16 protein-coding genes, 3 tRNA genes and 1 pseudogene are annotated in these 17,917 nt (G+C 58.1%); 1 reads left to right on the forward strand and 19 read right to left on the reverse strand.

The genetic code is table 11. From position 1 onward, the window contains the following. Positions 1–141 precede the first annotated feature (141 nt). From PVA19_RS17630 to PVA19_RS17720, 19 genes and pseudogenes are all read right to left on the reverse strand, one after another. Positions 142–882 carry a biotin--[acetyl-CoA-carboxylase] ligase gene (locus PVA19_RS17630; protein WP_274103802.1) on the reverse strand — a complete coding sequence of 247 codons (741 nt, stop codon included), beginning with the start codon at positions 880–882 and terminating at the stop codon, positions 142–144. A 26-nt stretch (positions 883–908) separates the two neighbouring features. Next, positions 909–2,351: an NADH-quinone oxidoreductase subunit NuoN gene (gene nuoN / locus PVA19_RS17635; RefSeq protein WP_062426130.1), complete on the reverse strand. Its 1,443-nt coding sequence runs from the start codon at positions 2,349–2,351 to the stop codon at positions 909–911. Positions 2,352–2,369: 18 nt separating this feature from the next. Continuing rightward, entirely contained in the window at positions 2,370–3,881 is a 1,512-nt protein-coding gene (locus tag PVA19_RS17640) for an NADH-quinone oxidoreductase subunit M (RefSeq protein WP_062425530.1), read from the reverse strand. Beyond that, positions 3,881–5,878, reverse strand: a complete 1,998-nt coding sequence (nuoL, locus tag PVA19_RS17645) for an NADH-quinone oxidoreductase subunit L (protein ID WP_062437769.1) — start codon at positions 5,876–5,878, stop codon at positions 3,881–3,883. Before nuoL ends, PVA19_RS17640 begins: the two co-directional genes overlap by 1 nt. A gap of 7 nt (positions 5,879–5,885) precedes the next feature. Further along, on the reverse strand, positions 5,886–6,194 hold the full coding sequence (gene nuoK / locus PVA19_RS17650) for an NADH-quinone oxidoreductase subunit NuoK (RefSeq protein ID WP_062425532.1): 309 nt from the start codon (positions 6,192–6,194) through the stop codon (positions 5,886–5,888). A 29-nt stretch (positions 6,195–6,223) separates the two neighbouring features. Next, positions 6,224–6,838 carry an NADH-quinone oxidoreductase subunit J gene (locus PVA19_RS17655; protein WP_274103709.1) on the reverse strand — a complete coding sequence of 205 codons (615 nt, stop codon included), beginning with the start codon at positions 6,836–6,838 and terminating at the stop codon, positions 6,224–6,226. Positions 6,839–6,975: 137 nt separating this feature from the next. Then, positions 6,976–7,467 carry an NADH-quinone oxidoreductase subunit NuoI gene (gene nuoI / locus PVA19_RS17660; RefSeq protein WP_003502385.1) on the reverse strand — a complete coding sequence of 164 codons (492 nt, stop codon included), beginning with the start codon at positions 7,465–7,467 and terminating at the stop codon, positions 6,976–6,978. Positions 7,468–7,506: 39 nt separating this feature from the next. Beyond that, positions 7,507–8,550 carry an NADH-quinone oxidoreductase subunit NuoH gene (gene nuoH / locus PVA19_RS17665; protein ID WP_062425534.1) on the reverse strand — a complete coding sequence of 348 codons (1,044 nt, stop codon included), beginning with the start codon at positions 8,548–8,550 and terminating at the stop codon, positions 7,507–7,509. A 12-nt stretch (positions 8,551–8,562) separates the two neighbouring features. Continuing rightward, a complete protein-coding gene (nuoG, locus tag PVA19_RS17670) occupies positions 8,563–10,644 on the reverse strand; it encodes an NADH-quinone oxidoreductase subunit NuoG (protein WP_274103710.1) in 2,082 nt (693 codons plus the stop codon). A 159-nt stretch (positions 10,645–10,803) separates the two neighbouring features. After that, entirely contained in the window at positions 10,804–12,108 is a 1,305-nt protein-coding gene (gene nuoF, locus PVA19_RS17675; RefSeq protein WP_062425536.1) for an NADH-quinone oxidoreductase subunit NuoF, read from the reverse strand. Positions 12,109–12,128: 20 nt separating this feature from the next. Continuing rightward, a pseudogene (gene nuoE / locus PVA19_RS17680) lies at positions 12,129–12,932 on the reverse strand (NADH-quinone oxidoreductase subunit NuoE); the annotation flags it as partial. Positions 12,933–12,948: 16 nt separating this feature from the next. Further along, positions 12,949–13,203 carry a hypothetical protein gene (locus tag PVA19_RS17685; protein ID WP_062426132.1) on the reverse strand — a complete coding sequence of 85 codons (255 nt, stop codon included), beginning with the start codon at positions 13,201–13,203 and terminating at the stop codon, positions 12,949–12,951. 2 nt (positions 13,204–13,205) lie between these two features. Continuing rightward, the gene (locus PVA19_RS17690; RefSeq protein ID WP_062425538.1) at positions 13,206–14,396 is read right to left on the reverse strand and encodes an NADH-quinone oxidoreductase subunit D; all 1,191 of its coding nucleotides are present in this window, start codon (positions 14,394–14,396) and stop codon (positions 13,206–13,208) included. Next, a complete protein-coding gene (locus tag PVA19_RS17695) occupies positions 14,396–14,827 on the reverse strand; it encodes a GFA family protein (protein ID WP_062437776.1) in 432 nt (143 codons plus the stop codon). Before PVA19_RS17695 ends, PVA19_RS17690 begins: the two co-directional genes overlap by 1 nt. Beyond that, positions 14,824–15,426, reverse strand: coding sequence for an NADH-quinone oxidoreductase subunit C (locus PVA19_RS17700; RefSeq protein ID WP_111847870.1), 603 nt, complete (start codon positions 15,424–15,426; stop codon positions 14,824–14,826). The genes PVA19_RS17695 and PVA19_RS17700 overlap by 4 nt, the downstream gene beginning before the upstream one ends. A 17-nt stretch (positions 15,427–15,443) precedes the next feature. Continuing rightward, positions 15,444–16,028: a NuoB/complex I 20 kDa subunit family protein gene (locus PVA19_RS17705; RefSeq protein ID WP_274103711.1), complete on the reverse strand. Its 585-nt coding sequence runs from the start codon at positions 16,026–16,028 to the stop codon at positions 15,444–15,446. Beyond that, entirely contained in the window at positions 16,019–16,384 is a 366-nt protein-coding gene (locus PVA19_RS17710; protein ID WP_062425542.1) for an NADH-quinone oxidoreductase subunit A, read from the reverse strand. The genes PVA19_RS17705 and PVA19_RS17710 overlap by 10 nt, the downstream gene beginning before the upstream one ends. Positions 16,385–16,805: 421 nt before the next feature. Next, positions 16,806–16,882, reverse strand: a tRNA-Asp gene (locus PVA19_RS17715). A gap of 43 nt (positions 16,883–16,925) precedes the next feature. Then, a tRNA-Asp gene (locus PVA19_RS17720) sits at positions 16,926–17,002 on the reverse strand. A gap of 652 nt (positions 17,003–17,654) precedes the next feature. Here PVA19_RS17720 and PVA19_RS17725 point away from each other — a divergent pair. Next, positions 17,655–17,730: transfer RNA gene (locus PVA19_RS17725), tRNA-Val, on the forward strand. Positions 17,731–17,917: the final 187 nt, after the last annotated feature.

Consider the following 17,917-nt stretch of genomic DNA (forward strand, 5'->3'; position numbering starts at 1 on the left):
ATTGCCTTAAACCGCGCCGGACTTGATGAAACGCCGAGATGCCGGGCCGACGCGGACCGGATGGACGCCCTGATTCTACGAGCAGCAGGGATGCTCCAAACTCAAAAGCCGAGGCCGCGCAGTTCGATCGCGCGAAAGGCTTCAGCCAAAGAAAACGTCGCCGGCGGCGATCGCCCGTCTCGGGCCGTCATCCTCGTCCAGCAACAGAAAACCGTGATCGTCTATCCCGGCAAAGCGTCCGCCGATGGAGCGATCTGGAAAGTTCACGGTGATATGCTCACCAATACCGCAGGCGGCTGCACGCCAGTCCCTCATGATGTCACTCACGCCCCTGCCCTCGTTCCAGACCGAGAGAACCTCGGCGGTCTCGCGATAAAGATGAGCAAAGAGCTCGTCCGGTCCGCACGACGCGCCATGCTCCGACAGCATGGTGACGGGATAGAGCGGATTTTCGGGCTTGCGGGCGATGTTGATGCCGATGCCGATGACGATCGCGCGGCGCCCATCGGCAAGTTGCTCCGCTTCCATTAGAATGCCGCAGGTCTTCATTCTGCCGATGAGAATATCATTAGGCCACTTGATTTCCAGTGGCGCACCACCGAAGGGCAGCACGGCGCGGATCGCGCGGTAGACGGCAAGCGCAAAGGCAAGAGGCAAGGAACCAAGACGGTCCGCCGGTGCGGGATCAATCAGAAGAAGAGAGGCGTAGAGATTGCCGGGCTCGGACACCCATGGCCTGCCTCGGCGGCCCTTGCCGCCGCTCTGGCGGACTGCGGTCATCCACAGATTGCCGCTATCGCCCGAGCGCGCCCGGGCGAGACATTCGACATTGGTGGAGGATGTCTCCACCAATGCCTCGTGCCGGAAGTCATCGAGAGACATCCGGCGCTGTTTCATAGCGTTTTCGCTCAAAAGAACGTCTTTGCCGCAGCTGTCACGGCGTTGCCGAGCATGCCACCGAAGAAGATGAAGGCGATGACGAAGAGGCCGGAGAGTGCGTAAACGATCCGCAACTCGCCAGCAGCCTTTTCAAAGCCACCCTTGGCATCATCGAACCACATGAGCTTGACAATGCGCAGATAGTAGTAGGCACCGACGACCGATGCGACGACGCCGATAACCGCCAGCGCATAGAGCTTGGCTTCGATGGCTGCGAGGAAGACATAGTACTTGGCAAAGAAGCCTGCGAGCGGCGGAATGCCGGCCAGCGAGAACATCAGAGCCGTCAAAACCAGCGCCATGAAGGGGTTGGTCGAAGAAAGCCCGGCCAGATCGTCGACATTCTCGACATTGCCGACTTCCTTGCGACGCATTGCAAGAATGCAGGCAAAGGTACCAAGCGTCATGCCCATGTAAACAGCCATGTAAATCAGCACGCCGGCGACACCAGATTCGTTTCCGGCAGCGAGACCGACAAGGGCGTAACCCATGTGACCGATCGACGAATAGGCCATCAGGCGCTTGATGTTCTTCTGCCCAATTGCGGCAAAGGAGCCGAGCAGCATGGATGCGATCGACACGAAAACGACGATCTGCTGCCAGTCCGCGAAGACAGGCTGAAATGCGTCGACAACGACGCGAACGAAAATCGCCATGGCACCGATCTTCGGGGCTGCGGCAAGGAAGGCCGTGACCGGGGTCGGCGCGCCTTCATAGACGTCCGGCGTCCACATGTGGAAGGGAACGGCGGAAATCTTGAATGCCAGACCGGCCAGCACGAAGACCAGACCGAAGACGACGCCAAGCGAACGGGTTTCGGCGGACAGTACAGCCGCGATTTCCTGGAAGCCAGTATTGCCCGTGAAGCCGTAGATCAGCGACATGCCGTAAAGCAGCATGCCCGAAGACAGCGCGCCAAGAACGAAATATTTCAGACCGGCTTCGGTCGAGCGCAGGCTCTCACGGTTGATCGCGCAGATGACGTAGAGTGCCAGCGATTGCAGCTCCAGCGCCATGTAAAGCGAGATCAGGTTGTTGGCGGAGATCATCAGCAGAATGCCAAGTGTCGCCAGAACCAGAAGCACCGGATATTCGAAACGACCGATCGGCTCGACACGGCTGTGGCCAACCGCGAGGATCATGGCGACGATGGAACCGATCAGCGCCAGGATCTTCATGAAGTTGCCGAAGGCATCGGCGACGTAGACGCCACCAAAGGCTTCTCCGCTTGCAGGAGCGAAGATGATCCACAGGCCGACGACGACCAAGAGCGCGACGGCGAGACCCGTCACAGTGTTGGTCGACTTGTCGCCGGAGAAGACGCCGATCATGAGCAGCGCCAGCGCACCGACCGCAAGGATCAGCTCGGGCGTCGCGATGCGCAGACTGGCAAAAAGAAGTTCAGCGGTCATATCCAACGGGTCCTGTCGTCAGTTCAGCGAGAGCGCAACATTCTGCGCTGCCTGCAATGCGGCGGTATAATTATTGATCACGAGATCCACCGATGCCGCCGTCGCATCGAAGACCGGTGCCGGGTAGACGCCGAAGAAGATCGTCAGCACCACCAGCGGATAAAGGATGACCTTTTCACGGGTGTTGAGATCGAGCATCGCCTTCAGGCTTTCCTTCTCAAGCGCACCGAAAATCACGCGGCGATAGAGCCACAGCGCGTAGGATGCCGAGAGAATGACGCCCGTTGCGGCAAAGAGGGCCACCCAGGTGTTGGCGCGGAAAACGCCAATGATGGTCAGGAATTCGCCGACGAAGCCCGAGGTGCCAGGCAGGCCGACATTGGCCATGGTGAAGACCATGAAAGCCACGGCGTATTTCGGCATGTTGTTGACCAGGCCACCATAGGCCGCGATCTCACGGGTGTGGAGGCGGTCATAGACAACGCCGACGCAGAGGAAGAGTGCACTCGACACGATGCCGTGAGACAGCATCTGGAAGATCGCGCCCTGCAGACCCTGCACATTGGCCGCGAAGATACCCATCGTTACGTAACCCATATGGGCAACCGAGGAATAGGCAATCAGCTTCTTGATGTCTTCCTGCATCATCGCCACCAGCGAAGTGTAGATGATGGCAAGGACCGACAGCGTGAAGACGAAGGGCGCGAAATGCTCGGACGCCAGTGGGAACATCGACAGCGAGAAACGGATGAAACCGTAACCACCGAGCTTCAGCATGACGCCCGCCAGAATGACCGAACCTGCGGTCGGCGCCTGAACGTGTGCATCCGGAAGCCAGGTATGAACCGGCCACATCGGCATTTTGACGGCAAAGGCCGCGAAGCAGGCAAGCCATAGCCAGGTCTGCATGCCAGCCGGGAAGCCGTGCTTGAGAAGCTCTGTCATATCCGTCGTCCCAGCCTGCCAGTACATCGCCATGATGGCGAGCATGGTGAGAACCGAGCCGAGAAGCGTGTAGAGGAAGAACTTGTAGGATGCGTAGACGCGATCCTTGCCGCCCCAGACGCCGATGATGATGAACATCGGGATCAGCGTCGCTTCGAAGAAGACGTAGAAGAGAACGGTGTCCAGCGCAACGAACACGCCGACCATGACGACTTCCAGAAGGAGGAAGGCGATCATGTATTCCTTCAGGCGCTTCTGGACGGAATCCCAGCTTGCGAGAACGCAAAACGGCATGAGAAACGTCGTCAGGATGACGAAGAGCATGGAAATGCCATCGACGCCCAGATGATAGGCGGCAATGTTGCCGAACCAGTTGTGCTTCTCGATCATCTGGAAGCCGGGGTTCGAATTGTCGAAACCGATCCAGATGAAAAGCGAGACGATGAAGGTGAACACCGTCGTCAGAAGCGAGACATTGAGAATGTTGCGGCGCCCGAAGGGGCCGTTCTCATTGGTCAGAAGCAGGAGCACCACGCCGACGAGCGGCAGGAAGGTGACCGTGGAAAGAATGGGCCAATCGGTCATCAGAGGGCACTCCCGAGCATCATCCAGGTGACTAGTGCTGCGATGCCGATCAGCATCGCGAAGGCATAGTGATAAAGGTAACCGGACTGCAGACGGACGACACGGTTGGTCACATCAACCACGCGCGCTGCAATACCGTTGGGGCCATAGGCGTCGATGACGGCCACGTCGCCCTTCTTCCACAGGAAGCGACCGAGCGCCTTTGCGGAACGAACGAAGAGGAAGTCGTAGAGTTCGTCGAAGTACCACTTGTTCAAGAGGAACTGGTAAAGGCCGCGGTGGGTCTCTGCCAGACGCTTCGGCGTTTCCGGCGACTTGATGTAGAAATACCAGGCTGTGACGAAACCGAGAACCATGGCAATGAAGGGGCTCCACTTGACCCAAAGCGGCACGTGGTGGAACTCTTCGAGGATTTCATTGGAGGGAAGCGTGAAGAGCGCACCCTTCCAGAACTCCGCATATTCATGGCCGAAGAAGTAGCCTTCGAACACGACACCGGCGAAGATCGCACCGATCGTCAGCACGAAAAGCGGGATCAGCATCACCATAGGCGATTCATGGACGTGGTGCATGACATCAGCGGAAGCGCGCGGCTTGCCGAAGAAGGTCATAAACGCCAGGCGCCAGGAGTAGAAGCTGGTGAACAGCGCTGCGACGACCAGCATGGTGAACGCAAAACCTGCAAGCGGGCTATGCGACGCAAACGACGACTCGATGATCACGTCCTTGGAGAAGAAGCCGGCAAAGCCGATCATCGTTCCGGGGATACCGACGCCTGTCAGTGCCAGATTGCCAACGGTCATCGTCCAGAAGGTGATCGGGATATGCTTGCGCAGACCACCCATGTGACGCATGTCCTGCTCACCATCAACCGCGTGGATAACGGAACCAGCGCAAAGGAACAGCAATGCCTTGAAAAATGCGTGCGTGAAGAGGTGGAAAATAGCCGCGCCGTAAGCGCCGACGCCGAGCGCCACGAACATGTAACCGAGCTGCGAGCAGGTCGAATAGGCAATGACGCGCTTGATATCGTTCTGCACCAGACCAACGGTCGCTGCAAAGAAGGCCGTGATGGCACCGATCAGCGTGACGAACATCAAAGCGTTCGGCGACAGTTCGAAGACCGGCGACATGCGCGCGACCAGGAACACGCCGGCCGTCACCATGGTTGCGGCATGGATCAGCGCCGACACAGGCGTCGGGCCTTCCATGGCGTCCGGCAGCCAGGTGTGCAGCAGGAACTGAGCCGACTTACCCATCGAGCCCATGAACAGCAGCAGGCAGACCGCCGTCAGTGCATGCGCCTTGTCGAGCTGCATACCGAAGAGGTTGATGACCGCTTCGGTAGAGGCTGCGCCATCGGCAGGCAGGTAGGAACCAGCAGCCGCGAAGATCGTTTCGAAGTTGATCGAGCCGAACAGGACGAAGAGACCGGAAATACCGAGAATGAAGCCGAAGTCACCGACGCGGTTGACGATGAAGGCCTTCATGGCGGCAGCCGATGCGGACGGCTTCTTGAACCAGAAGCCGATCAGCAGATAGGACGCCAGACCTACACCTTCCCAGCCGAAGAACATCTGCAGCAGGTTGTCGGAGGTCACCAGCATCAGCATGGCGAATGTGAAGAGCGAGAGATAGGCGAAGAAGCGCGGACGATGTGGATCGTGATGCATGTACCCGATGGAGTACAGATGCACGAGACAGGACACCGTGTTGACCACGACGAACATGACCGCGGTCAGCGTGTCGATGCGGAACGCCCACTCGACGTCGATGCCGCCGGACTGGATCCAGCGCAGCACCGGCACCTTGATGACCTCACCGGCCTCATGGGTCAGAAGCGCGACGTCGAAGAACACGATCCAGGAGAGGATCGCCACCACGACCATGAGGCCGGTGGTGACATATTCCGAGGCCTTGGCGCCAATGGACCGGCCAAAGAGACCAGCGATCAGGAAGCCGATCAGCGGAAGAAAGACGATAGCCTTGTAGATCATAGCCTTATCAGCCCTTCATCATATTGACGTCTTCCACGGCGATCGATCCGCGGTTGCGGTAGAAGACTACGAGTATTGCAAGACCGATGGCCGCTTCTGCAGCAGCAACAGTCAGAATGAACAGGGCGAAGACCTGACCAACCATGTCGTTGAGCACCCACGAGAAGGCGACGAGGTTGAGGTTCACCGCCAGAAGGATGAGTTCGATCGACATGAGGATGACGATGACGTTCTTCCGGTTGAGGAAGATACCGAAGATGCCGATCGTGAAGAGGATCGCGCTGACCGTCAGGTAATGGGAAAGACCGATTTCCATATTCTATGTTCCTTGGATCCGTTCGCGCCTCAGAGGCCCTGACCCGGCTTGACCTTGACCGTCGTAACGGCGGTCTTCGGATCGCGGGCCACCTGCGTTGAAATGTCCTGACGCTTGATGTCCGTGCGGTGACGCAGCGTCAGCACGATGGCGCCGATCATTGCCACAAGCAGCACGAGACCTGCCAGCTGGAAGAAGTAGATGTAGTTCGTGTAGAGGACGTCACCCAGAGCGGCAGTGTTTGCGCGTTCGACCGGGTTCGGGATCGGCATCGTAATCGACTTCGCCGCCTCCGGATTCAGCACGCTGCCGCCAATGACAACGATCAGTTCCGCCGCCAGGATAACCCCGATCAAGGCACCGATCGGCGCATATTGCAGCACGCCGGAACGCAACTCGGCAAAATCCACATCCAGCATCATGACGACGAAGAGGAACAACACCGCCACAGCGCCGACATAAACGACCAGCAGGATCATGCCGAGGAATTCGGCGCCCGTCAGCAGGAAGAGCGCCGCCGCGTTGAAGAAGGTCAGGATCAGGAACAGAACCGAGTGAACCGGGTTCTTGGATGCAATGACCAGAAACGCAGACGCCACGGCGACGAAAGCGAAGATGTAGAAGAATACAGCGTGCAGACCCATGTTGGTGCCTTTTTGTCCTCACCGGACAAAAGCGGCCTTCAGACCGCCCTGCCCGTTTCGTTCCCGCCAGCGATCGCCGACAGGCATTTCATCTTTTTTGATCCCCGGAGAAAAGCTCCGAAGACATGGAGTGAGCCTTAACGATAAGGCGCATCCAGAGCGAGGTTACGCGCGATTTCACGTTCCCAGCGATCGCCATTGTCGAGAAGCTTCTGCTTGTCGAAATAGAGCTCTTCGCGGGTTTCCGTCGCAAACTCGAAATTCGGGCCTTCGACGATCGCATCCACCGGGCAGGCTTCCTGGCAGAAGCCGCAATAGATGCACTTCACCATGTCGATGTCGTAACGAACCGTGCGGCGTGTGCCATCGTTGCGGCGCGGGCCGGCTTCGATGGTGATCGCCTGAGCGGGACAGATCGCTTCGCACAGCTTGCAGGCGATACAGCGCTCTTCGCCGTTCGGATAGCGACGCAGAGCGTGCTCACCACGGAAGCGCGGGCTGACCGGGCCTTTTTCGAAAGGATAGTTCACCGTTGCCTTCTGTTTGAAGAAGTGGCGCATGGTCAAAAAGATCGCGCCGACGAATTCCTTGAGGAACAGCGAATTGACGGCTTGGGAAAGACTGGCCATCTCAACCTCCAAATCTGCAAGCGCGGAATTCAGACATCATCATGCCCCTGCCGTCAGCTTGAGTACGAATGCAACAATCACGACCATGGCAAGCGACAGCGGAAGGAAGACCTTCCAGCCGAGACGCATCAGCTGGTCATAGCGGTAACGCGGGACGAATGCCTTCACCAGACCGAACATGAAGAACACCATGACGCCCTTCAGCACGAACCAGACAATGCCCGGAACCCAGTTCAGGAACCACACATCGACGATCGGCAGCCAGCCGCCAAGGAACAGGATGGTCGTCAGGCAGCACATCAGAACGATGGCGGCATATTCGCCCAGCATGAACATCATGTACGGGGTGGAGCCATACTCCACCATGTGACCGGCCACAAGTTCCGATTCCGCTTCCGGCAGATCGAAAGGCGGACGGTTGGTCTCAGCCAGCGACGAAATGAAGAAAACGATGAACATCGGGAAGAGCGGCAGCCAGTGCCAGTCGAGGAACGATGCCGGCAGACCGAGCGATGTACCGATACCCGAATGCTGGGCATTGACGATATCCGTCAGGTTCAACGAGCCAACGCACAGCAGAACGGTCACGATGACGAGACCGATCGAGACCTCGTAGGACACCATCTGCGCGGCGGAACGCAGCGCGCCGAGGAACGGGTACTTCGAGTTGGACGCCCAGCCACCCATGATGATGCCGTACACTTCGAGCGACGAAATCGCGAAGATGTAGAGAATGCCGACATTGATGTTGGCAATCACCCAACCCTGGTTGAACGGGATGACGGCGTACGTGGCTAGAGCGAGCGTCACTGCGACGAGTGGCGCAAGCAGGAAGACTGCCTTGTTGGCACCGGACGGAATGACCGGCTCCTTGAGGATGAACTTCAACAAGTCGGCAAAGGACTGGAAGAGACCGAAGGGACCAACGACGTTCGGGCCACGGCGCAGCTGAACGGCAGCCCAGATCTTGCGGTCCGCCAGAAGCAGGAACGCAATCGCGACCAGAAGTATAACGAGAAGCAGCAGAGACTGGCCGACAATAATCAGCGCTGGCCAGACATAGCTCCAGAAAAACGAGTCCATAATCCCCTACCCTTACTCTGCCGCAGCCTTGAAATTGTTGCGGGCCAATGCGGAGCATTCGGCCATCACGGCGGACGCTCTCGCAATCGGGTTCGTCAAATAGAAATCCTTAACCGGCGTTGCAAAACCCGCCTTGTTAAGAGCGCCGGTCTTGCCAGAGAGCGCCGTGAGGTCGTGGACGTTGCCCGCAGCAATCTCATCGGTATCGGCAAAATGCGGATGTGCAATGTAAAGCTGTGCGCGCAGGCCAGACAGGCTGTCGAATGGCAGCTTCTTGCCGAGAACATCGGACAGCGCACGCAGGATCGCCCAGTCTTCGCGCGCTTCGCCGGGAGCAAAGCCCGCGCGGTTACCGAGCTGGACGCGACCCTCGGTGTTGACCCAGATACCGGACTTTTCGGTATAGGCAGCACCCGGCAGGATCACGTCGGCATTCATCGCGCCATTGTCGCCATGCGAACCGATATAGACGGTGAGCTTTGCAGTCTTGTCCGAAAGATCGATCTCATCCGCGCCAAGCAGGAAGAGCACGTCGGAAGAGGCAACGATAGAAGCAGTGTTCGCGGACTTGTCCGCCGGAACGAAACCAAGATCGAGACCACCGACGCGCGATGCTGCCGTGTGCAGAACGGAGAAGCCGTTCCAGGCTTCGGAGACAGCGCCGATGTTGCCAGCAAGCTTTGCCGCATCGGCCAGAATTGCTGCACCATCTTCGCGCGTCAAAGCGCCTTGGCCGACGATGATCATCGGGTTCTTGGCCAGCTTCAGCTTCTCGAGGAAGCTTCCCGAGCCATTGACCAGATCGGTCAGCGTATCGGTGCCAGCACCAAGATATTCGTAGTCGTAACGCAGTTCGCCCGCTTCGCCGATCACGCCGATCGGGAAGCCGCCACGGCGCCAGCGCTTGCGGATGCGAGCGTTGAGGACGGCCGCTTCGAAGCGCGGGTTGGAACCGATGATCAGCAGCGCGTCGGCCTTTTCGATACCCTGGATGGTCGTGTTGAAGATGTAGCTTGCACGACCAAGCGACGGATCGAGTGCTGCACCGTCCTGACGGCAATCGACATTGGTCGAGCCGAGCGACGCAAGAAGCGACTTCAGCGCAAACATTTCTTCAACGGAGGCAAGATCGCCGGCAATGGCGCCGATCTTTTCGCCAGACGTCGCCGAAACGGCAGCCTTGATCGCACCAAAGGCTTCGCCCCAGGTGGCAGGCTGCAAACGCCCATCCTTGCGGACATAAGGACGATCGAGACGCTGCGTCTTCAAGCCGTCCCAGATGAAGCGGCTCTTGTCGGAAATCCACTCTTCATTGATCGATTCGTTGACGCGCGGCATGATGCGCATGACTTCACGACCGCGAGTATCCACACGGATTGCAGAGCCAAGCGCATCCATCACATCGATGGTTTCGGTCTTGCCGAGTTCCCATGGACGCGCCGTGAAGGCGAAGGGCTTGGAGGTCAAGGCGCCGACCGGGCAGAGGTCAACGACGTTGCCCTGCAGCTCGGAGGTCATGGCCTGCTCGAGATAGGTGGTGATCTCGGCATCCTCGCCGCGACCGATCAGGCCGAGTTCGGAAATGCCGGCAACTTCCGTGGTGAAACGAACGCAGCGCGTGCAGTGAATGCAGCGGTTCATCACCGTCTTGACGAGCGGGCCGATATATTTGTCTTCGACCGCACGCTTGTTTTCAGAGTAGCGCGAACCGGCGATACCAAAGGCCATGGCCTGGTCCTGCAGGTCGCACTCACCGCCTTGGTCGCAGATCGGGCAATCCAGCGGGTGGTTGATGAGCAGGAATTCCATCACGCCTTCGCGGGCCTTCTTGACCATCGGCGTGTTGGTGAACACTTCCGGCAGTTCGCCATTCGGGCCGCCGCGAATATCGCGCACACCCATGGCGCAGGAGGCTGCTGGCTTGGGTGGTCCGCCCTTCACCTCGATCAGACACATGCGGCAGTTACCGGCTACCGACAAACGCTCATGAAAACAAAAGCGCGGAACTTCGGCACCAGCCTCCTCACACGCCTGAAGCAGCGTGAAATGATCCGGAACCTCGATCTCTTTACCGTCAACCTTGAGCTTTGTCATGGTTCTACTTACGTCCTGTTGCCTGTCCGTCCCGCCAAAACCGCGGTCCACGACAAATCCCGATCGCATCCTGCCGCATCACTAAGATTCGACCGGATGCTTAAATGATTTTCGGGATCGGTGAAACCCGGTCCCTGGCCTTGTCAGCCGCCGTACACGTTACTCGGCAGCTTCCATTACAGCGCCATCATCCATGGCTCTGTAGGTATATTGGTCGATGCGCTTTTCGATTTCCGGACGGAAATTACGGATCAGCGCCTGAACCGGCCACGCGGCCGCATCGCCGAGCGCGCAGATGGTGTGGCCTTCGATCTGCTTCGTCACTTCGAACAGCATGTCGATTTCGCGCTTCTGTGCGTTGCCCTTGACCATGCGCTCAAGAACACGCCACATCCAGCCCGTGCCTTCACGGCAAGGGGTGCACTGGCCGCAGCTCTCATGCTTGAAGAAGGCCGCGATACGGGCAATCGCCTTGATGACGTCGGTCGACTTGTCCATGACGATCATGCCGCCGGTACCGAAGGACGACTTCACTTCGCGCATGCCGTCGAAGTCCATGATGGCGTCCTTCATGTCCTCACCGCGAACGATGGGGCAGGATGCGCCGCCTGGAATGACGCCGAGAAGATTGTCCCAGCCGCCGCGAATACCGCCACAGTGACGCTCGATCAGTTCCTTGAAGGACACACCCAGTGCATCCTCGAAGGTGCATGGGCGCTCGACATGGCCGGAGACCATGAACAGCTTGGTGCCGACATTGTTCGGACGGCCGATCGACGAGAACCAGGAGGCACCGCGACGCAGGATCGTTGGCGCAACGGCAATCGACTCGACGTTGTTGACCGTGGTCGGGCAGCCATAGAGACCCATATTCGCCGGGAATGGCGGCTTCAGGCGCGGTTGACCCTTCTTGCCTTCCAAGCTTTCGAGCAGAGCGGTTTCTTCACCGCAGATATAGGCACCTGCGCCGTGGTGAACGTAGATATCGAAATCCCAGCCGTTCTTGTTGTTTACACCAAGCAAGCCGGCGTCATAGCACTCGTCGATGGCTGCCTGAAGCGCTTCGCGTTCACGCATATATTCGCCGCGCACATAGATATAAGCCGTGTGAGCGCCCATGGCGAAACCGGCAATCACGCAGCCTTCGATCAGCGTATGCGGATCGTGGCGCAGAATTTCGCGGTCCTTACAGGTGCCGGGCTCGGACTCGTCAGCATTGACGACGAGGTAGTGCGGGCGGCCATCGCTTTCCTTCGGCATGAAGGACCACTTCAAGCCGGTCGGGAAGCCTGCACCACCACGACCACGAAGGCCAGAAGCCTTCATCTCGTTGATGATCCAGTCACGGCCCTTTTCGATGATCTGCTTTGTGCCATCCCAATGGCCGCGCGCCATGTTGCCCTTAAGCGACTTGTCCTTAAGGCCGTAGAGATTGGTGAAGATACGATCTTGATCTTTCAGCATGGTTCAACCTCTCACTGCGACTTCTTGGCATCGCTGTTGGTGTCGGCAGCCTTGGCATTTTCCGCTGCAGCCTTAGGCTCCGTCGCAGGTGTCTTCAGCTTCGGATCTGTTTCCGGCGTATCCGTCTTCGGCTTTGCGGCGTTGGAAGGCGGCGTTTGCGCAGCGTCTGGCGCGGGCTCGTCCTTCTTGTCGAGATTGGAGCGATCCGGCTTGGTCTCTTCCGTCAGCGTCGTCAGCGGACCAACAGGTGCCGACAGATGACGGTCGATCTGCGGACCGGGCTTGACGGTATCGCCCTTGCCTGCTTCGAAGGCATCGATGATCTCTTCCAGGCGATGAGGCGTCAGATCCTCATAGGCGTCCTTGAAGATCATGACCATCGGCGCGTTGACGCAGGCGCCCTGACATTCCACTTCTTCCCAAGAGAGCGTGCCGCTTTCATTGGTGTGCAGCGGATCGTGGTGGATCTTGTGGCGGCAGACATCCATCAGCGCTTCAGAGCCACGCAGCATGCAAGGCGTCGTGCCACAGACCTGAATATGAGCCTTGGTGCCCACCGGCTTGATCTGGAACTGCGTATAGAATGTCGCCACTTCGAGAACGCGGATATAGGCCATATCCAGCATCTCGGCGACCTTCTCGATGGCGGCGCGGGTGACCCAGCCGTCCTGCTCCTGGGCGCGCATCAGCAGCGGGATGACCGCAGACTGCTGGCGTCCTTCCGGATATTTCTGGATCGTCTTTTCCGCCCACGTCGTGTTCTCCGCATTGAATGCGAAGCTTGCGGGCTGGACCTGATCTTCGGCTAGTCGACGAACGGACATACTTCCTCACGCCTCATCAATTTAACGACTCACACCGCGATCTCGCCACCGTGACGAACTCGCAAGCATAAGCCGCTTTGTCTTTTTGCATAAACACAATGAATTTGCTGCCGTTGGGAAGCGAGGACTTGATCTCGTATCCCAGATCCAGCAGCTGCTTGATGGTGGAACTGCCGCCGCTGGCGCCTGACGAAACCTCGTTCGTCGCCGTTTGGGCGAAGAGCGGTCCCGTGGCTGCAAGCAAAGCCGATATGGCGAGCGGCAGACGCATCATCAGCGATCGACCTCCCCGAACACGATGTCGAGAGAGCCGAGAACGGCGGTCACGTCAGCGAGCTGGTGGCCCTTGCAGAGGAAGTCCATCGCCTGCAGGTGGGCATAGCCCGGGGCGCGGATCTTGCAACGATACGGCTTGTTGGTGCCATCCGCCACAACATAGACGCCGAATTCGCCCTTCGGCGCTTCGACGGCCGCATACACTTCGCCAGCCGGAACGTGATAGCCTTCGGTATAGAGCTTGAAGTGATGGATCAGTGCTTCCATCGAACGCTTCATCTCACCACGCTTCGGCGGCACGACCTTGCCATCGAGCGACGAGACCGCACCGATGCGGTGCTTGCCCGAGAGAAGCTCGACGCACTGCTTCATGATCTTCACCGATTCGCGCATCTCCTGCATGCGGATCAGGTAACGGTCGTAGCAGTCGCCATTCTTGCCGACCGGAATATCGAAGTCGAGATCGGAATAGCACTCATAGGGCTGCGCACGGCGCAGGTCCCAGGCAGCACCCGAACCACGAACCATGACGCCGGTAAAGCCCCAGGCGAACGCATCTTCGAGCGACACGACGCCGATATCGACGTTACGCTGTTTGTAGATACGGTTGTCGGTGAGCAGGCCCTCGATGTTGTCGAGAACCGTGATGAACGGATCGCACCACTTGCCGATATCATCGACCAGTTCCTGCGGAATATCCTGGTGGACGCCGCCTGGACGGAAATAGGCAGCGTGCATGCGTGCACCCGAAGCACGCTCATAGAACACCATCAGCTTTTCGCGCTCTTCGAAGCCCCAGACCGGCGGCGTCATGGCACCAACGTCCATGGCCTGGGTCGTGACGTTCATGATGTGCGAGAGGATGCGGCCGATTTCGGAATAGAGAACGCGGATCAACTGACCGCGCATCGGGATTTCAAGCCCGAGCAGCCGTTCGACGGCAAGCGCAAAGGCGTGCTCCTGGTTCATCGGCGCGACGTAGTCGAGACGGTCGAAGTAAGGGACAGCCTGAAGATAGGTCTTGGCTTCGATCAGCTTTTCCGTGCCGCGATGCAGCAAGCCGATATGCGGATCGACGCGCTCAACGATTTCGCCGTCGAGTTCCAGAACGAGACGCAGCACGCCGTGCGCGGACGGATGTTCCGGACCGAAGTTGATCGTAAAATTGCGAACATTATGTTCAGTCATCAGTGTTGCTCCGCCGACGTGATCATGGCGATGAATTCGGGGCCGGTCATTTTCTTGGTGGCCTCGGCGAACGAATAGCTTGTCGGCTTTTCGTCAATGAAAATCTCGGATGCCAGCGTGAAGCTGGACGGATCGTTGAAGAGCTGGGCGGAAACGGCAAAATGCGCGCCATCCTTGGAGCGCCACATCACCGTGCTGCCGCATGTCTTGCAGAAGCAGCGCTCGCCCCACTCGGACGACGAATAGACGCCGAGCGCCTCGGCATTCTCTACAGAGACGGACTTGCATTCAACAGCGAGGAAAACACCGCCGGACCAGCGACGGCACATGGAGCAATGGCATGCACCCATTTCCCGGGCGCCGATCGTCGCTTGCATGCGAACGGCGCCGCAAAGACATTGTCCCTGCTCTGTGGAAACTGCTTCGCTCATTGCTTGGCCTTTTCATCACCCGGAAGAACGTAATCCGTTCCTTCCCAAGGCGAGAGGAAATCGAAGCTGCGGAATTCCTGCTTCAACTCCACGGGCTCGTAAAGAACGCGCTTTTGGACGTCATCGTAGCGCACTTCGACGAAACCGGTGAGCGGAAAATCCTTGCGAAGCGGATGACCTTCGAAGCCATAATCCGTCAGGATCCGGCGAAGATCGGAATGGCCTTCAAACGGAATGCCATACATGTCCCAGGCTTCGCGCTCGAACCACTCAGCGCCGTAGAAAACGGACGTCGCAGACGGTACGCCTTCGTCCTCGGCCACTTGAAGCTTGATGCGAACGCGCAGGTTCTGGCGCGGAGACAGCAGATGATAGACGACATCGAAGCGCTTTTCGCGCTGCGGCCAGTCAACGCCACAGATATCGATGATGTTGACGAACCCGCACTGCACATCGTCACGCAGGAAAGTCAGAAGCGCGATGATGTTTGCCGGCGTCGTGTTCAGCGTCAACTCGCCGTAAGCGATGGCATGCGACTCGATAAGAGAGCCGCGCGCTTCCTGCACATAGGCCGCGAAATCGTTAAGAGCTTCGCTCATTCTTCAGTCCTCTGCCCTTAACGCTCGATCGTGCCTGTGCGGCGGATTTTCTTCTGCAGCAGAAGCACGCCGTAAAGCAGCGCTTCCGCCGTGGGGGGACAGCCCGGCACGTAAATATCGACTGGCACGACACGGTCGCAACCGCGAACGACGGCGTAGGAATAGTGATAGTAGCCGCCGCCATTGGCGCAGGAGCCCATGGAGATGACGTAGCGCGGCTCCGGCATCTGGTCATAGACCTTGCGTAGCGCAGGCGCCATCTTGTTGGTGAGCGTGCCGGCAACGATCATGACGTCCGACTGGCGCGGTGAGGCGCGCGGGGCAACGCCGAAGCGCTCCATGTCGTAACGCGGACCGGAGGCCTGCATCAGACCTTCGACGGCGCAGCAGGCCAGACCGAACTGCATCCACATCAGCGAGCCGGTGCGCGCCCAAGTGATGAGCTCGTCGGTCGAGGTGACGAGAAAGCCCTTGTCGGCCAATTCGTCATTGATTTCGCTGAAGTAAGCGTCATCGCTACCGACCGGCTTGCCGGTCGATGGATCGATAATGCCCTTGGGCTTTTGCGCGATAAGCGTCGAGTCGTTTTGAACTACGCCCATTCCAGCGCTCCCTTCTTCCATTCATAGATGAAGCCGATGGTCAGAACGGCCAGAAACACCATCATGGACCAGAAACCGAACCAGCCGATTTCACCGAAGGAGACTGCCCACGGGAACAGGAAGGCGACTTCCAGGTCGAAGATGATGAAAAGGATCGAAACGAGATAGAATCGAATGTCGAACTTCATGCGAGCGTCGTCAAACGCGTTGAAGCCGCATTCGAATGCGGAAAGCTTCTCAGGATCGGGATTCTTGTAAGCAACCGCGAAAGGCGCGATCAACAGCGCCAGGCCGATGACGAGTGCGATACCGATGAAGATTGCGATCGGAATATAGGAACTGAGGAGTTCAGTCATTGTCTCTTCCTTGCCCGACCGAGCGTCGGGCACCCATTTGGAACTGACGTTCCGCAGGGCCGAATTGTGTTGCAACGCCGCAGTGGTTAGCGCAGCCGCGCCATCTCTGCAAGGGTTTAAGCACCTTTTCGCGCCAATCCCGCCACGGATTAGACACGGTAATGTCAAACAGCCGATGCTCTGACCATTCGACATATAGCTAAATACTTAAGAAACATCGACAAAAATCGTTTAAACCGCTCTTTTAAATCGTCACATATTTTTGTGCCGTGCGGTAACGTTTTATGACACCGAGGAAGAGCCAAAACTGGACTTTCCGGCGGAACAATTTGACCGGTTGAGTAAGGCGAAATTGACTAAATCTTGCGGTGCAAACCGCGCCCTGCTGATCGCAGATATATCAATGGAGGTAGAAAAAAAGTGGCGCGAGTGACGGGGCTCGAACCCGCGACCTCCGGCGTGACAGGCCGGCACTCTAACCGACTGAGCTACACCCGCGCATGACGAACGCTTGGCGTTCGTAGAGTTCCGAGGGACAGGATGGCGCGAGTGACGGGGCTCGAACCCGCGACCTCCGGCGTGACAGGCCGGCACTCTAACCGACTGAGCTACACCCGCATCTCCTGACAGGAGGCTTCCACCTCGCTGCACGAACCGCCTCGGCTGTTCGTTGAGCGGCTAACTAAGGCGTTCGTGTGGGGGTGTCAAGCAGCTTTCACGACAAAAGGATAAGCTTGTGCATTTTGCCATGGGACCAGCTTCCAAAAGCCCAGCTTTCCGGGCCATCGACGAAGCAACCGCAATTGTGCAACTCAAACATCTTATCCACAGACCGCGCTATTACTCTTGGAGACCATTCTCGAGTCGCCTCCTTTGACGCGAATCCATGACGAGGGCTCCTCCCCTTTTCTCCTCCAAACATTGTGCCGTTTCGGACCTTAGCGCGTCCAGATTTTCTTGGGGCCTGACTCGTCATCGCGCGGAAAAGGAAGATAGGTCCATCCGAGGATAGAGTGGTGGCTCCGCTATCGCAGGCTAAAAGGTCACTGGCGTCGGGCGGTTGGGTTTATCAGAAACAGCTGGTCGGTCCCTGGGTGGTAAAGAGCTGATATAGCGTAGGAAATTTGCGTGGCTGCCAAATCACTTGCCTTTTGCACCGCGACAAAAAATCGGAAAAAACAAAAAAACTTCACAAAGGCTCTTGCGGTTTCCATCCGATCCGAATAGATCACGGCCACCGACGCGGCGGACACGATCTGCAAGACGCGAAGGGCGATTAGCTCAGTTGGTAGAGCGCCTCGTTTACACCGAGGATGTCGGGAGTTCGAGTCTCTCATCGCCCACCATTTTCTTCCCAGATGTCACCACTTAAAACTTAAATGGCTGCCTCTTCGACAGCCTTGATGTTGCGCTGTCTTTGTCGAGCTCTGCTGGTGCTGTTGTGTGTCGCTCGCTGATGATCCGAGCAACCGGCGATGCTTGAGCCAGCTCAGTTTGAGACCGCGTTTGTCGCTCCACGCCCTGTCCCAGAAT

Origin of the sequence: Agrobacterium sp. CNPSo 3708 (assembly GCF_028674915.1) — a bacterium.
Classification (GTDB): Bacteria; Pseudomonadota; Alphaproteobacteria; order Rhizobiales; family Rhizobiaceae; genus Agrobacterium; species Agrobacterium cavarae.

What these genes read in the sequence shown, in the direction of transcription:
- PVA19_RS17710 (WP_062425542.1), bottom strand. Translation starts at nt 16,384, where the DNA reads ATGACTGAACTCCTCAGTTCCTATATTCCGATCGCAATCTTCATCGGT.
- PVA19_RS17700 (WP_111847870.1), bottom strand. Translation starts at nt 15,426, where the DNA reads ATGAGCGAAGCTCTTAACGATTTCGCGGCCTATGTGCAGGAAGCGCGC.
- nuoK (WP_062425532.1), bottom strand. Translation starts at nt 6,194, where the DNA reads ATGGAAATCGGTCTTTCCCATTACCTGACGGTCAGCGCGATCCTCTTC.
- nuoF (WP_062425536.1), bottom strand. Translation starts at nt 12,108, where the DNA reads ATGCTGAAAGATCAAGATCGTATCTTCACCAATCTCTACGGCCTTAAG.
- nuoL (WP_062437769.1), bottom strand. Translation starts at nt 5,878, where the DNA reads ATGATCTACAAGGCTATCGTCTTTCTTCCGCTGATCGGCTTCCTGATC.
- nuoG (WP_274103710.1), bottom strand. Translation starts at nt 10,644, where the DNA reads ATGACAAAGCTCAAGGTTGACGGTAAAGAGATCGAGGTTCCGGATCAT.
- PVA19_RS17630 (WP_274103802.1), bottom strand. Translation starts at nt 882, where the DNA reads ATGTCTCTCGATGACTTCCGGCACGAGGCATTGGTGGAGACATCCTCC.
- PVA19_RS17685 (WP_062426132.1), bottom strand. Translation starts at nt 13,203, where the DNA reads ATGCGTCTGCCGCTCGCCATATCGGCTTTGCTTGCAGCCACGGGACCG.
- nuoN (WP_062426130.1), bottom strand. Translation starts at nt 2,351, where the DNA reads ATGACCGCTGAACTTCTTTTTGCCAGTCTGCGCATCGCGACGCCCGAG.
- PVA19_RS17690 (WP_062425538.1), bottom strand. Translation starts at nt 14,396, where the DNA reads ATGACTGAACATAATGTTCGCAATTTTACGATCAACTTCGGTCCGGAA.
- nuoH (WP_062425534.1), bottom strand. Translation starts at nt 8,550, where the DNA reads ATGGACTCGTTTTTCTGGAGCTATGTCTGGCCAGCGCTGATTATTGTC.
- PVA19_RS17640 (WP_062425530.1), bottom strand. Translation starts at nt 3,881, where the DNA reads ATGACCGATTGGCCCATTCTTTCCACGGTCACCTTCCTGCCGCTCGTC.
- PVA19_RS17695 (WP_062437776.1), bottom strand. Translation starts at nt 14,827, where the DNA reads ATGAGCGAAGCAGTTTCCACAGAGCAGGGACAATGTCTTTGCGGCGCC.
- PVA19_RS17705 (WP_274103711.1), bottom strand. Translation starts at nt 16,028, where the DNA reads ATGGGCGTAGTTCAAAACGACTCGACGCTTATCGCGCAAAAGCCCAAG.
- nuoI (WP_003502385.1), bottom strand. Translation starts at nt 7,467, where the DNA reads ATGGCCAGTCTTTCCCAAGCCGTCAATTCGCTGTTCCTCAAGGAATTC.
- PVA19_RS17655 (WP_274103709.1), bottom strand. Translation starts at nt 6,838, where the DNA reads ATGGGTCTGCACGCTGTATTCTTCTACATCTTCGCTTTCGTCGCCGTG.